The organism is Vibrio sp. GLN_1 (assembly GCF_043106015.1).
Classification (GTDB): domain Bacteria; phylum Pseudomonadota; class Gammaproteobacteria; order Enterobacterales; family Vibrionaceae; genus Vibrio; species Vibrio parahaemolyticus.
Map to the genome: position 1 here is coordinate 82,953 of NZ_JBICMD010000034.1, position 14,761 is coordinate 97,713.

Below are 14,761 nucleotides of genomic sequence, written 5' to 3' on the forward strand. Positions count from 1 at the left end.
ATGTGAATTCCAGTTCATTGATCTAAGACCAAAATTTCGTTTCAAAACAGTGTACATAATCTCTACTCAGAGTTATCAAACAGGTATGTTTCTATCTCACAACCGCAAAGTTGTTCATAAAAATCAGATTGATAGAAAGATGACTGAATGTGGCTCGAAATGCCTAATGTCATGGCCAACCAACTCAGGAAGAGTAGTAGTACTATGCGCCCATATCTCAAATACATCATCCCAACGGTGATTCCGTTATTTATTTGGCTGATGCCTTTGTCAGCGTTTCCTTTTGACGGCATCACCATCGTCCAACAGCGAGTTATCGCGATCTTTTTGCTGGCTGCGCTCTGTTGGGTGTTCGAGCCTATTCCGATTTATGCCACGTCGGTGGTGATCATCGTGCTTGAGTTATTGCTCATTTCGAACAAAGGCATTGTCTTGTTTCGAACACAAGAAGGGCAGCCTCATTTTGGCGAACTACTGCAATATCACGAAATCATGGCTACCTTTGCAAGCCCAATCATCATGCTGTTTTTAGGTGGTTTTTTCTTAGCAATGGCCGCAACCAAATATCGTTTGGATGTGAACCTCGCTAGGGTGTTGCTCAAGCCGTTTGGGCAAAACCCAAAATTTGTCATGTTAGGCCTGATGCTGATCACCGCTATATTCTCGATGTTTATGTCGAACACCGCGACCACCGCGATGATGTTGTCGATATTAACGCCAGTTATCGCCGTGTTTGGGCCTAAAGACCCGGGGCGAATTGCATTCGCGCTTTGTATTCCTGTTGCTGCGAACATCGGTGGTATTGGTACGCCAATCGGTACGCCACCAAACGCGATTGCTTTGAAATACCTCGTGGGTGATAACTTGATTACTTTTGGGGAGTGGATGGTGTTCGGCGTACCATTTGTGGTGATCATGATGGCGCTTGCTTGGCTTCTGATAGGTTATTTATACAAAGCCGAGCAGACGAAAATTGATCTGAACATCAAAAGTAAGTTCCTAAAAACACCAAAAGCGATGATTGTTTACGTCACATTCGCTGGCACCATCATTCTTTGGTTGATGGGCTCAGCGCATGGCATGAACTCATACACCGTCGCTTTAATTCCGGTTGCCGTATTCTCGCTGACAGGGATCATCAACAAAGAAGACCTCAAAAAGATCTCTTGGGATGTGCTTTGGTTAGTCTCGGGTGGTATTGCTCTAGGTTTAGCGCTCGACAAAACAGGGCTTGCGAAGCTGGTGGTGCACAGTATTCCATTTGATGAATTCTCGCCTTATGTGGTGCTATTCGGCGCGGCATTCCTTTGCTTACTAATGGCAAACTTCATGTCGCACACGGCCACAGCCAACTTGCTGATGCCAATAATGGCTGCACTTGGTACGTCCATGGCTTCTTTGACGCCATTAGGTGGTGAAGTCACGCTTATTCTTGTTGTGACCTTCGCGGCTTCGCTTGGTATGTCACTGCCTATCAGTACACCGCCTAACGCGCTCGCGCATGCCACTGGCCATGTAGAAAGTAGCCAAATGGCGAGAGTAGGTGCGGTACTTGGTATTGTTGGTGTGCTGCTAAGCTTTGTGATGGTGTGGATTCTTCATACGGTTGGGCATATTGGGTAATACATGTACGAAACCAAGTTAGATGCGTTAGTAGAACGCTACTTTAATCATATCGAACGTCGGCTGACTGTGTTGGCCGGCTCCGTATTGATCGAACAGCAAGGCTACAACGACCGTCTATACTATGTGCTCTCTGGAGAGCTTGCTGGCTTCTATGCGGACGAAGACAGAAAGCCTATTCAGGTATTTTCTGCCTCTCAAGGGGCATTTATTGGAGTGCACAGTTTTTTTTCAGGAACATGGACTGCCTCATCTACGGTGATTGCACAAACCGATGTAGAACTTGCGTGGATAGAACGCGATACGCCAGCCGTTGAAGAAGAAACTTACGGGCCATTAACCACACAGTTTATGCCCGTTATGGTGAATGAGTTGTCTCGCCGTCAGCGGCGCGCGATGCAAGAAGCGATAGCAAAAGAGAAGGCGCTGCAAAAGCTCCACACCGCAGAGCAAATGACAACACTCGGTCAGTTAGCCGCAGGTATCGCACACGAACTTAACAATGCGATTGGTGTGGTCAGCAGTAAATCGGAGCGTTTAGAGTCCGTCATCATGACGCTGCTTGAAGAAGTGCATCCAGAGGCGAGTCAGTTCTTTGATTTTGGTTTGATGCAAGGGCAAAAAGTATCGTCTAGTGAAGCGAGAAAGCGCGGTCGTCATTTCGAAAAATATTATGGGTTGCCTAAAGAGTTGGCGCGTGATTTAGCGCGAGCCGTGCCAAATAACTACCTCTCGGAGCATTGGTTAAAAAGGCCAGAAGAGGCGATTCGTTACTGGCAAGTTGGGCGAGACCTGCACGACTTGCGTATCGCGTCTAAGCATACGGTTGGCATAGTTCGTTCCGTTAAGCAATTGGGCAGAACGGATATCGATCTTGATGAGGCCATCAACATTAATGATTCGATAAATCGTGCGTTGGCGTTGCTGCAGAGTGATTTGAGGCGCGTTAGTGTGCGTTTCAGCCCTGCAGAACTGCCGGTTTTTATTGGATCGCAAACTGAGCTTGTTCAAATTTGGGTGAATATTTTAAAGAATGCGTGCGATGCGATGATCAACATTGAGTCGCCGACCATTGAAATTCATACACGCGTGAGCAAAGGAAAGATTTTAGTCACGATCGCCAACAATGGCCCTGAAATTGATGAGGCCACACGCCGAAAAATATTTAGGCCGAACTTTACAACGAAGAAAGGCGGATTGTCTTTTGGGTTGGGGCTTGGGCTCTCGATCGTTAAACGTATTATTGCAGGTTACAACGGTTCCATTGTCGTAAAAAGTGACAGTGAAAAGACCATTTTTAGAATCAAATTACCGGTAGAGGGTGAACATGGAGAAGCTTAATTTAATTTGCGTTGATGACCAACGAGAGGTGTTAAGCGCGGTTCTACAAGATCTAGAACCGTTGAATAAATGGCTGAATATTGAGGATTGTGAGTCTGCTGATGAAGTGCTTGAGCTGATGGATGAGCTTGATGCAGATGGTGAAATGATCGCGTTAATTATTTCGGATCACGTGATGCCAGGTAAAACGGGTGTTGATCTGCTGACGGAAATTTCCAAAGACAGCCGCTTTGTTCGCACTCGCAAAGTCTTGTTGACTGGGCAGGCCACGCACACTGATACGATCAATGCGATTAACTCTGCGGGCATCGATCGATATTTCGAAAAGCCTTGGCAAGCCAATCAGTTGATTGAGTGCGTAAGAAACCTCGTTACACAATACATTTTTGATATGGGGCTCGATTACACGCAATATCACGAGCACTTAGATCAAAACGTTGTGTTTGACCGCTTAAGATAGGTGGGTAAAGTTAACCTGAGTTTTCGCCACAGCCACGTTCTGTTTCGATGTAAAAACCGGTAACTAAACGGTGGCTGTGCGGAACAGGTGAGAATTCCAAAATTCGAACTATGAATTCAATGAATATCGGCTAGCACTTGCGACAGACAAGGGTTTTGAGAACCAGTAACCTTGTAAATAGTCGACGCCCATCTGAGTAAAGAAGTCGCACATCTTCGCATCCTCAATGCCTTCAATCACTACCTCAATATTGTTCTCGTGGCACATTGCAATCAAAAACTTTAGGTACTCTCGCGAAGAGTGGTTTGTCAGCGTTTTCCAAGCCATCGATTTATCGATTTTTATCTGCGTCATCGGTAAATCAAAGAAGCAGTTTAAAGAACTGTACCCGGAACCAAAGTCATCCAAAGACAACGCAAAACCCAACTCACGAAGCGTGTTTAAGGGGGCCATAGCCGTTTGGTTGTTATCCAAAATGAATGTTTCGGTGAGCTCTAGCACGATAGACTGAGGTGCGACGCCAGCCTCGTCAGCCATGGCTTTGATTCTTGAGGGAAACTCACCATTCATAAGCTGAAGAACGGAGACGTTTACGTTCACTCTTACTTCATTTTGGTAGCGTTCGCGGTATTGTTTTATGAACTGACATGCTTTCGCGAATACTTGATAGCCTAGATCGACAATCAAGCCTTTGTTCTCGGCAACGGGAATAAACTCATCGGGATAAATTTCGCCAAACTCTTTGCTACGCCAACGAACGAGAGATTCAAAACTCACCACTTCGGAGCTTTTTGCATTAATGATTGGTTGAAACTTCACACTCAAGGTTTGCTTTTCTAGTGCGCTTTTCAAACCTTGCTCGATAAAAAAGTACCGATCTACCGCGTGTTGAGTGCGTTGGCTGTAAATGGCAATCCTATCTTTGTTTTGTTCACTGGCGTATTGGCATGTTCTTGCAGCTTTACGCAAAATTTCATCAGCAGAGTGAGCAGGGTCGATACAAGGGTACAAGCCAATGCTGATGTTACTGCCAAGATACTGACCTTCTTCTACAACGGCTTCGTGATAGGTTTGTTTTATCGTCTCGGCGTAAGCTTGAAGCGTGTCTATTGAGCAATCGTCCTGAATTAAAATTGCGAAATCGTCATCATGTACACGATACACTGAGCAGTTAGAGGATGGCAGATGACTGAGCGTCTGCAGCAGCTTTTCCACCAAACCATTGACCAGTTCATTGCCGTACTGGTTCAGATAGGATTTGATCTCATTGATTTGGATGTAGCAAATCGACGTTGGCGTGTCTGTTGAACAGACGTGTTCTTCAATATCAAGCAACAAATGCGCGCGGTTTGCCATACCTGAGGCGTTATCATGGAACGCGACTTGATGAATGTAACTCTCCATCAATTTACGTTCTGAAATGTCGCGATGGCTACCTACCATGTAATGGCCATGCTCAGTTTCTTTGGTCATCGCAACGCCTTCAATCCAAACGTATTGCCCGTTGGGTTTACGCAGGCGGTAAGTGGTTGTGACACGCTTATTGTCGGTGTTAATGTGGGCATCGACGCGCTTGGACAATCTTTCCCTATCCAACGGATGCACCAAATCCAACCAACGATCTAGGTTGATGCGTCCAGCATTGATTCCAAGTTGCTCATAAAATCCCTGATTGTAGAAAACCATCGTCCCAAACTCGTCCATGTAGAAGAGGCCTTCGTTGAACACATCAAAAATATGAATAAAGCGTTCTTCGACGATCTTGAGAAACTCGCGATCATTGTCTGAGGCCTGTTGATCAAAAATGGTGGTCAAGACATGTCCTCCTCGTGCCTTACTGGCAACAGAGATGAGTGGGCGTTCCTGTAACAGGGAAATGAAGTAATCATGCGCATTATTAAGATACAAATGCTAATTTAAAATAGTAGACAGTCATGTTCTTGCGCTTTCAAATGAATAAAACTTCGTTCAGTTTAACTTGCTGATCATCGATATTTATAAAACTTAGTCAACAGTAAATCGTGTTTATATGAAATAGTTATTGATGCATTCCTCAAATTATTAAAATTAGTTAATAATGCTGTCATTTCTTGAGCTAAGTCCATAAAAATAAAATGGTTTTATGAAGTAAATCGCTCTATTAATTGACTGAATACTCATTAATTGAAATGAATTGAGGATTCTTATAACAGCTATGCGCGATATCTTTTATAATGCACGCGTTACCTAATAGTATTTAATAAATGTCACCATATGCAGTACAACCCAGAAGACTCAATTAAAATTGCAATCGCAGATGTTGCTGTCGGCATGTTTGTTACCGCGATAGAGCATAACAAACGAGTCAATTTAGCCAATGCTGGTCGAGTTTCGAGCGCAGAAGGCATTAAAAAGCTTCGCGCAAGTGGCGTGAAATTCGTTTGGGTTGATCAATCACTTTCTGCTCAGCAGTGCGTATTCAAACCCGTCGAAGAACCTATCGATATCGAAGTAGGGGATAAAACGCTTTCCGTATCAAGCAAAGTACAACGTGCGTATCGCTCGCGAGAAGTCCAACACAAGCGTGCTAAAAAGCTGATTGCGGAAGCAAAAGGCCTAGCGCAGAAACTTCTCAACCAAACTTTTGAAGGCAAAGTTATCCAAGTCGACGAGATTGAATCGTGGGCGGATGACATGATCGAAAGTGTATTTATTGATTCAGACGCTTTGCAGTGTGTTTCTGCATTGCGCCAGAAAGATTCTTATTTACTCGAGCATTCAGTAAATGTCGCCTGTCTGCTGGTTTCGTTCGGAAAACACTTAGGCTTAGACAAAGATACCCTCAAGCAATTGGCGATTGGTGGCATCATTCACGATGTGGGTAAAATCAAAGTGGACGATAAAATTCTTCACAAGCCAGCGCGTTTAACGCCAGAAGAGTTTGAGCACATGAAGTTGCACCAAGTCTTCGCGGGCGAGATCATCGTTGAAGTGAAAGGGTTGAGCGATGTCAGCCGAGACGTGTGTTTAATGCATCATGAAAAGCTTGATGGAACGGGGTATCCGCGCGGACTATCGGGCGACGAGATTCCGATTCATGGTCGCATGAGTTGTATCGTCGACATTTATGACGCGCTCACCGCTGATCGTTGCTACAAAAAAGGCATGAGCTCAGCAGAAGCATTTAAGATTTTGCTCAGTCTAACGCCTTTCCATCTTGACCCTGATCTGGTTTACAAGTTCATCAACTGCATTGGTGTGTATCCAGTAGGTTCTATCGTGGAACTCAGTGATGGCAGAGTGGGTATTGTGTGGTCTTCGAATCCATCTCAAGCGTTAAAGCCAGAAGTGAAATGTTTCTACTCCCGTAAGTACAAACGATACATTGATGTTGCGATGGTGGATTTAAAAACAAGTACGCACAAAATTGAAAGAGCGATAGCGCCTTCATCTTTAGAAATCGATCCAAAACCGTTCTATGACTAAGTCGGTGCTTAGCGTTAATCATTACTGACTATTTTCTTTACACTATTGCATATAGCGAGTATTTTGGTTGCATAATTAATGCGCAATTAGGATTGCGCATTTGCCTCAGAAATACGTTTCAAGGATAGAAGCGTCGATGCTACATCACTTAGCTTAAGGCTTAATATGTGGCATCAAACCATGATTGGAAAGGAGCGCTAATGCAACTCGATACTTGGATTTACTACACTCTCGCGATACTTGTGCTCACAGCCTCTCCTGGGCCAAGTTCTCTACTTTGCTTAAGTAAAGGTGTCAGCAGCGGCTTTCGTCTCGCTCTGACGACGGCTCTAGGCAGTTTAAGCGCGATTACCATCATTCTTACCCTTTCTTTTACCGGTTTAGGCGTTGTGATTGCGTCTTCTGAGTTCGTGTTTAACATCATCAAATGGTGTGGTGCGGCATATTTGATTTGGTTAGGCATTCAAGCATTTCGATCAAAACAAAACGATTTTTCGAAGTCCGACTCTGCACAGGTGTCAACCAGCCACGTCAGCGCCTATACCAGTGGTTTTATCGTTGGTTCCAGTAATCCGAAAGCCATTATTTTCTTTACGGCACTATTCCCACAATTCATTGACCCAACCGATTCGCTGCTGACCCAATATGCGATTTTCGCGGGTACGTTCGTAGTATTCGAATTGAGCTGGTTAACCTTTTACGCCTTATTAGGGGTGAAAACATCCAATTGGTTATTTGAAGCAGGACGAGCTAAGTTGTTCAATCGTTTAACGGGTGGGGTGTTTATCAGTGCTGGTGTGATGCTATCCACGGCGAATCGCAGCTAGATTGTGAGGTAACCCCTAATTTAGGGATAGCTTATTTCCAATATGGAAATTAACGGTTTGTTTTTTTTCATTAGTGGCAAGGCTTAACTAGGCGTAAAATTCACTCTAGCCCTTTAGGGGTAATGATCTGTACCTACCCAGATCCAGATGTCGTGGTCTTTTTTGCAGGAACATCCTTGATGACAAGCCTATCTGAACTCCAACAGCGTTTTCTCAATATCGCAACTGACGGCCGTTTGTCTCCGAAACAGAAGTCTAACTTCCTCGCTTTAGAAGCCGAAGCATGTATTCCATACATGCCCATTTCTGAAGCACTTCGTGAAGCGATGAGCGATGGCGTAATCTGTGACATGTTTGAAGGTCATGCGCCTTTTAAACCGCGTTACGTTTTACCTGACTATGCTAAGTTTTTATCTCAAGGCTCTGAGTATTTGGAGTTGTCACCTGCAGAAGATTTTGATGATGCGCTAAATATGCTTACCATCATCTACCATCATGTGCCGTCTGTTACCAGTATTCCCGTGTATTTAGGGCAGTTAGACGACGTCCTGATGCCTTATGTAGGCGACCAAACTGAAGCGCAGATTTACAAAAAACTTCGACATTTCTGGATCATGTTGGATCGCACGTTGCCGGACGCCTTCATGCACGTGAATATCGGGCCAACAGACAACATTATCTGTCGCACTATTTTACGTGTGGACGCAGAGCTCAAGCAAATCGCACCAAATCTCACGTTTATGTACGACGAATCCATCACACCAGATGATTTGTTACGTCAGGCGACGACAAACATTTGTGACTGTAGCAAGCCTCATATTGCGAATTACCCAATTCACGCAAATGCTTATGGCGGAGCGCGGTTTGGTATCGTCAGTTGCTACAACTCACTCCCGCTAGCTGGTGGTTCAAACACGCTTGTACGCATGAATCTAAAAGAAGTGGCGAAACGTGCAGCAAGTCGCGACGATTTTTTCAGTAATGTATTACCGACGTATCATCAACTAATGACGGAGTTGATGGATGCAAGAAGCTCGCACTTGCATGAACAATCACAGTTCTTCCAAGGCTTCTTAACCCAAGAAGGCTTGATTGAAGAGTCACGCTTTGCGCCAATGTACGGCATTTATGGCATGGCTGAAGCGGTCAACTTACTTCTTGAAAAAGAAGGGCAAACCTCCCGCTATGGACAAGATGAACGTGCAAATGCATTAGGCCATGAGATTTCAGCGACACTAGCGAAATTGGTTGATTCTACGCCTGTGAGATATGGCTTAGAGGGCAAAGCGTTGTTGCATGCTCAAGGTGGTATCAGTCTCGATATGGATGTGACGCCAGGAGTGCGCCTTCCTTACGGTAACGAGCCAGACCCTGTTACTTATGTACAAGCAACTGCGGCGCATCATCAATATTATCGAGCGGGTATCAGCGATATTCTAACGATTGATGAAACGGTGAAGTCAAACCCAGAAGCCATGTTCAATTTATGCAAGGGCGCGTTGAACGCGGGGTATCGAGAGTTCACCGCAAACGTCGCATCGAATGATTTAGTTCGAGTGACCGGTTATATGGTGAAGTTATCTGATATCGCGAAATACGAAGCAGAAGGTTCCCGTACTAATACGACGTTTTTGGGCGCTGAAGCGGCGAAAAACACAGGAATTTTAGAGCGTTCACCACGAGTGGTGAGCCAAGAAATGTCGCCAGTCTACAAGTAACTGGTGACGGAAAGAACAAGATGTCTAGACGAAGTGAAAGCCTTTTGGCGAAAGTAACTCGTATCCTTCCTTTCTCTTGTGTTGATGGGCCAGGAAATCGTTTAGTCATCTTTCTACAAGGTTGTAACTATCAGTGTTTGAACTGTCACAACCCTCACACTATCAATCATTGTAATCACTGTGGTGATTGTGTTGCAGAGTGTCCGGCAGGCGCATTGAAGTTCGACGAAAGCAACAACGTTGTTTGGCTTAAAGAGGAGTGCACCCACTGCGATCATTGTATAGAGATATGTCAGAACCAATCTAATCCAAAAATTACTGACTACTCTGTGCCGACAATGCTCGATTTGATACGAAAACAACGCTTTTTTATTAGCGGTGTGACGGTATCCGGTGGGGAATCTACCTTACAACTTCCTTTCATTATTGAGCTGTTTAAAGGGATCAAGCGGGATCCTGAACTACAGCACCTCACCTGTTTCATCGACAGCAATGGTTCATTGTCAGTCTCGGGATGGTTGCGTGTCTTACCTTTTATGGATGGCGCAATGATTGATTTAAAATCGTGGCAAACCGACACACATCGTTGGTTAACTGGCCGAGAACATCACCGAGTTTTTCAGACGATTGAGTTTCTTGCAGAACAACAAAAGCTGCACGAAGTACGTCTTCTACATATTCCCGGTAAAAGTGACTTAGATACGGAAATCGAATCGGTAGGGCGGTATCTTAATGCGCTACCAAGCTCGGTACACGTTCGCCTCAATGCCTTTCAACATCATGGCGTGGTAGGAGAGGCACGTAGCTGGGACAAGTGTTCAAAAGAAGAGATAGAGCAACTAAAGGAACAGCTTGGAAAGTTTGTTGATCGTCCTATCGCTGTCCCTTCCGTGTTCGTTTAGAGCAGCCTCTAATCTTTACACACCGCAGCCTTCGAGCTCTATACAAGCATCAAGCAACTGTTGTTGCAGCCATCTCAGAGCAGGATCATTGAGACTCGCTTTGTTCCACACCAAGCTGTAAGCCACTTGCCCGTAATCAAACGGTAAAGAGCGCTGCACTAAACCTTTCGCTTGATGCGCGACTCCCGCCCAAAGTTTTGAACACGTAAATAGATAATCGGAATGATGGCACATGACGGCTGCCGAACCGAAATCTGCCACACGCATCGCCATATTACGCTTTGAATGCTGCTGAGTAAGGTTTTGCTCGAAGTAAGGCTGAGAAAGATCTTTATCGTGAATCCCGATGTGGCGAGCACAAAGATAACCTTCAATCGACAGGGGCGCTTTAGCTAACGGGTTTGATTCGCCCATTAAACACACCATTTCATCTTTCAAGATTGTTTGCCAAACCAAGTCTTTATTTTGAGTTGGCGGCTGGCTGATGTCATGCGGCAGCAACAAAAAGTCGACTTGTCCTCTCACTAGTGAATCAAAACTCATCTCTTCTTTTGCATGGACGCTTAAGTGAGCATTGTTCCCCAACTGTTGAGAAATGCGCGTTAACACGGGAGCAAACAGCTCAAAAGAACTGCCTCTCATCGACAAAGAAAACGTACCTTGATAATAAGCTGGGTTGAATGAACCTTGGTGCAATAGGCCGTTCATACTAGACAGAATACCGTGAATGGACGGGCCAATATTCAACGCAAATGGTGTGGGCACCAAACGCGTACCATCACGATAGAAAAGATCATCTTTGAGCGTTTCACGCAACTGGCTTAGCGTTTTACTGACACTGGAAGGCGTCACACAAAGTCGCTCTGCTGCCTGAGTGACACTGTGAGTTGTCAGCAACATGTGAAGGACGGTGAGGTGTTTTAAGCTAATGCGCGATAGAGCGATATAATCCATGAGAGCGATGATTTCTTGTGATTTCTGCCAGTATATCAGCATGAAACAAATTTTTACTATTGATCACTGAGTAAAAATAGCATCTTTTTCTTTGAGCTCAATGGAATAGCCTAAAGTCCAATGTTGGCTTTATTTGATAATAGATGCTTGGTGGACTTGTCGTTTTACTTGTCGAATATCTGAATATGCTTGATATAGAAGCGTTCTGAGCGGGGGCATTCCTTAAGACTCCACTATCAAATTTTCCGAGTGATAAAAAGAGTAGAGTTAAGATGGAAAGAATCCGTTAGAGCACAAATAAAGACACTAGTTTTGTGTTGAAAAGAGTATTGTGTTGCAAACCAAGAGGTGCTTAACTCTAGATCCCTAAGTAACAGAGGTATAAATAATTAATGGACGACCCCTTTAGTCGACTGAACCCTTCTCCGTATCGCTTCCATTCTCAGGAGGCATACTCATGTTAGAACTTTTCATGCAGCCCGAAGCATGGGTGATATTTGCCACCTTATTTGCTCTCGAAGTTGTTTTAGGCGTAGATAACGTCGTTTTTATTTCCGTTTTATGTGAAAGATTGCCATCCCACCAGAGAAAGCTTGCACGAAACCTAGGTATTGGTCTTGCGGTGTTAGCGCGTATTGGATTGGTGTTTTCTATCACATGGATCATGCAACTTACACAACCACTATTTAGCGTTGCAGACCATGCGGTGACAGGTCGAGATATGATAATGATCTTGGGTGGTGCGTTTTTGTTAGCGAAAAGCTTAAAAGAGCTTTGGAGCTGGTTAACTCACAACGAAACCGATCACTCTACCCATGTACGCACGGGATTGGCGGTGGTTTTGTTACAAATCGTTGCGGTTGATGCGGTATTCTCGATGGATTCTGTCATCACAGCAGTCGGTTTAACAAGTGAAGTACCACTTATGGTTGCTGCGATTATTGCTTCTGCATTGGTCATGGCTATGACTGCTGAAAAGATCAATAACCTAGTTACCCGTTACCCTGGTTTCAAAACCTTAGCGCTACTGTTCCTAGTATTGCTGGGTGGCTTGCTGATGGCCGAAGGCTTCGCAATCCATATCAATAAAGGGTATGTGTACTTTGCGATGGCGTTTGGTTTGGTGCTGGAACTGTGTCACATCCAACTAAAGAACAAACAGCGCCGAACTATCCAGCGAATCAGACCGATGCATCAACCAACCGTGATTTATGGTGCCCAATAACTTGCTAATTTAGCCGCTCAAGAGAGCGGCTTTTTGTGTGCTTTTCTTTCAATTTTATTTACTGATTCAGAATTTGTCGTTTCGACAAAAAGTTGCATTTGTTGCATTGGATTGAATTTTTTATATAAACCGCCCAATCCACACGAGTGAATAAAATAAATGAACAAGCTGATCGATGCGTTAGCAACGGATGGTTACTACATTTGGGATGACTTTCTTTCTGAAGAAGAAGTAACCCAATTGCGTGATTGCATACCGGATAATTGGAAGAAAGCACGCATTGGTCGAAATGATGATGTGACCCGAATTGAATCAATTCGCAGTGACAAAATTCAATGGTTAAAACCAGCTATGGGCCAGCCAATCGCGAATTATTTGAGCAAAATGGAAGAAATTCGACAAGAGGTGAACCGGCATTTCTTCTTGGGTTTGTTTGAGTATGAAGCGCACTTTGCTAAGTACGAAAAAGGCGATTTTTACCAAAAACACCTTGATTGCTTTAAAGGGAACGAAAACCGTCGCTTAACCACGGTGTTCTACATGAATGAATCTTGGAGTGAAGAGGACGCGGGCGAACTGGTCGTCTATGACCTCAATGACAAAGAAATCGCAACAATACCGCCTCGTGGGGGGCGTCTACTGGTGTTCTTATCTGAACAGTTTCCTCATGAAGTGCTGCCGACTAACGCGGAGCGTTTCAGTATCGCAGGCTGGTTCAGAATTAATGGTGTGAGAGATAACCTTCTGGATATCGCGAGTTAACATCTAGGCACTAAATACTAAAAAGGGCGCGTGATGCGCCCTTTTTCATGTCCGGAAATCGGCTTTTAGTGGCAAATAGACATGTTGTAGCAAGCCGTCATATTCTGCTCTAACACTTCATAGACGTGAGCGCAGAGTTTATTCTGCTCAATTAGGTCATCCATGATCTCAGCAATTTGTGTTTGGCTCATTCGTCCTCGATAAGGGCGATCTTGCGATAGTGCCTGAAACACATCGGCAACGGCAATAATGCGAGAAGGGATGTCGAGTTCTTCTGCTGTTTTATGGTAAGGGTAGCCAGAGCCGTCCAAGCGTTCATGGTGATTTGAAGCCCATTCTGCGATTTTGGCGTTTGGGAACACCTTATGCAGCGCAAGTTGAGTATCTATCGTATGTCGTTTGATTCGCGTGTATTCCTGCTTACTGAGCGCGCCTTCCTTATGTAGAATTTCATCCGGCGTCTTTAGCTTACCTATGTCGTGAACCAAACCGGCAATAAACAGCATTTCTTGGTCGTGTTCATCGAGTCCTAATTTGCCCGCCAAATAGCGCGACAACTCAGCAACTTTTTGCGAGTGTTGATAAGTAAATGGGCTTTTCGCATCGACAATGCGCGCCAGAAATAATCCAAGGCTGTTCATGTCCCAAATGGTTAACTGTTTTTGTAACCAATCAATGCTCTTAAAATTCAGACCAATGGTTTCGATGTTTTCTGATTCCATCGCGAACCAAAATCCGTCGGTCATGATGAGCTTAACCATGGCTTTGCACATAACGGGATTAAATAAGGTGCCAGCATTCGCCAATACACATTCTGCAATCAACTCCTCATGCAAAGTGACAATGTCACAGTGGCAGTTCATTACATAGCGCGCACGCATGAAGTCTAGTCGATCAGAAAGGTAGAGTAGGGCCGCAACGTCTTTTTCGAATTCAGGCAGGTCGAGATGTTGCAGCTCATCCCAATGGGTGTGGTGATAAAGCACTGGAACGGCAAATTGACTTAAAAGGCGACATTGTTTGAGCGTTTGGTAGCCGCGCAGACAGTGTGCTTTGGCATCTTGAGGGATGAGCTCGTCCAGCAGCATTTTATGTTCTTGCGTTTCAGAGACTCCACAATCGTGAATCATGCCTGCAAAGTAACAAAACTCTGCTTTCTTTAAATCCCAATTTAAGGCTAGAGCGCATTGGTAGGCGATGTATGCGACACGGTGACTGTGGTGAGTGTCATCGACACCTACATAGTCGAGTGCACGGGCGACCCAGATAAGTGCTTGTTTTAGATCGACTTCAAAACCCGCAATAGCATCGGGAGAGGAAGAATGCTTCATTATTTATACCGACATGTTTTTAAGCCCACGCAAACCGACATCATGGCCTGATATTTAGAGAAAGGGCGCGACAGCGAAAAGAACCCTTAAAGGTGGGCTATTTGGACGTAATTTTAATTATGGCGTAGATAATAATCCTAGTTGCATAAGAAT

The 14,761-nt window shown here is 44.6% G+C and carries 12 protein-coding genes; 9 read left to right on the forward strand and 3 right to left on the reverse strand.

Annotated elements, in window-relative coordinates; translation table 11 throughout:
* Window positions 1–204 precede the first annotated feature (204 nt).
* Genes ACF8OV_RS14115 through ACF8OV_RS14125 form a run of 3 tightly spaced genes read left to right on the forward strand, consistent with a single transcriptional unit; the run spans window position 205 to window position 3,424 of the window.
* Window positions 205–1,623, forward strand: coding sequence for a DASS family sodium-coupled anion symporter (locus tag ACF8OV_RS14115; RefSeq protein ID WP_023623917.1), 1,419 nt, complete (start codon window positions 205–207; stop codon window positions 1,621–1,623).
* Between the two features lie 3 nt (window positions 1,624–1,626).
* A complete protein-coding gene (locus ACF8OV_RS14120) occupies window positions 1,627–2,964 on the forward strand; it encodes a sensor histidine kinase (RefSeq protein WP_025509710.1) in 1,338 nt (445 codons plus the stop codon).
* The gene (locus ACF8OV_RS14125) at window positions 2,951–3,424 is read left to right on the forward strand and encodes a response regulator (RefSeq protein WP_086590553.1); all 474 of its coding nucleotides are present in this window, start codon (window positions 2,951–2,953) and stop codon (window positions 3,422–3,424) included. Before ACF8OV_RS14120 ends, ACF8OV_RS14125 begins: the two co-directional genes overlap by 14 nt.
* 108 nt (window positions 3,425–3,532) lie before the next feature.
* Here ACF8OV_RS14125 and scrG read toward each other — a convergent pair whose 3' ends face one another.
* Window positions 3,533–5,332, reverse strand: coding sequence for a regulatory protein ScrG (gene scrG, locus ACF8OV_RS14130; protein ID WP_258495795.1), 1,800 nt, complete (start codon window positions 5,330–5,332; stop codon window positions 3,533–3,535).
* A 345-nt stretch (window positions 5,333–5,677) separates the two neighbouring features.
* Between scrG and ACF8OV_RS14135 the strand changes: the two genes are divergently transcribed.
* The 4 genes from ACF8OV_RS14135 (at window position 5,678) to ACF8OV_RS14150 (ending at window position 10,336) form a co-directional block, all read left to right on the forward strand.
* Complete coding sequence (locus ACF8OV_RS14135; RefSeq protein WP_005480625.1) at window positions 5,678–6,889, forward strand: HD-GYP domain-containing protein; 1,212 nt, start codon at window positions 5,678–5,680, stop codon at window positions 6,887–6,889.
* Between the two features lie 200 nt (window positions 6,890–7,089).
* Window positions 7,090–7,716 (forward strand): LysE family translocator, encoded by a 627-nt coding sequence (locus ACF8OV_RS14140; protein ID WP_025441818.1) that lies wholly within the window; start codon window positions 7,090–7,092, stop codon window positions 7,714–7,716.
* Window positions 7,717–7,895: 179 nt separating this feature from the next.
* Window positions 7,896–9,434 carry a YjjI family glycine radical enzyme gene (locus ACF8OV_RS14145; RefSeq protein WP_203505076.1) on the forward strand — a complete coding sequence of 513 codons (1,539 nt, stop codon included), beginning with the start codon at window positions 7,896–7,898 and terminating at the stop codon, window positions 9,432–9,434.
* 20 nt (window positions 9,435–9,454) lie between these two features.
* A complete protein-coding gene (locus ACF8OV_RS14150) occupies window positions 9,455–10,336 on the forward strand; it encodes a YjjW family glycine radical enzyme activase (RefSeq protein WP_025630866.1) in 882 nt (293 codons plus the stop codon).
* 15 nt (window positions 10,337–10,351) lie between these two features.
* On the opposite strand, the gene ACF8OV_RS14155 is transcribed toward ACF8OV_RS14150, so the two are convergent.
* Window positions 10,352–11,290: a LysR family transcriptional regulator gene (locus tag ACF8OV_RS14155; protein WP_021448633.1), complete on the reverse strand. Its 939-nt coding sequence runs from the start codon at window positions 11,288–11,290 to the stop codon at window positions 10,352–10,354.
* A 457-nt stretch (window positions 11,291–11,747) separates the two neighbouring features.
* Between ACF8OV_RS14155 and ACF8OV_RS14160 the strand changes: the two genes are divergently transcribed.
* Both ACF8OV_RS14160 and ACF8OV_RS14165 read left to right on the forward strand, forming a co-directional pair.
* Window positions 11,748–12,515, forward strand: coding sequence for a TerC family protein (locus ACF8OV_RS14160; RefSeq protein ID WP_203505074.1), 768 nt, complete (start codon window positions 11,748–11,750; stop codon window positions 12,513–12,515).
* 159 nt (window positions 12,516–12,674) lie between these two features.
* Window positions 12,675–13,277, forward strand: a complete 603-nt coding sequence (locus tag ACF8OV_RS14165; protein ID WP_021448630.1) for a 2OG-Fe(II) oxygenase — start codon at window positions 12,675–12,677, stop codon at window positions 13,275–13,277.
* Between the two features lie 65 nt (window positions 13,278–13,342).
* Here ACF8OV_RS14165 and ACF8OV_RS14170 read toward each other — a convergent pair whose 3' ends face one another.
* Window positions 13,343–14,608, reverse strand: coding sequence for an HD-GYP domain-containing protein (locus ACF8OV_RS14170; RefSeq protein WP_015296685.1), 1,266 nt, complete (start codon window positions 14,606–14,608; stop codon window positions 13,343–13,345).
* Between the last annotated feature and the right edge of the window lie 153 nt (window positions 14,609–14,761).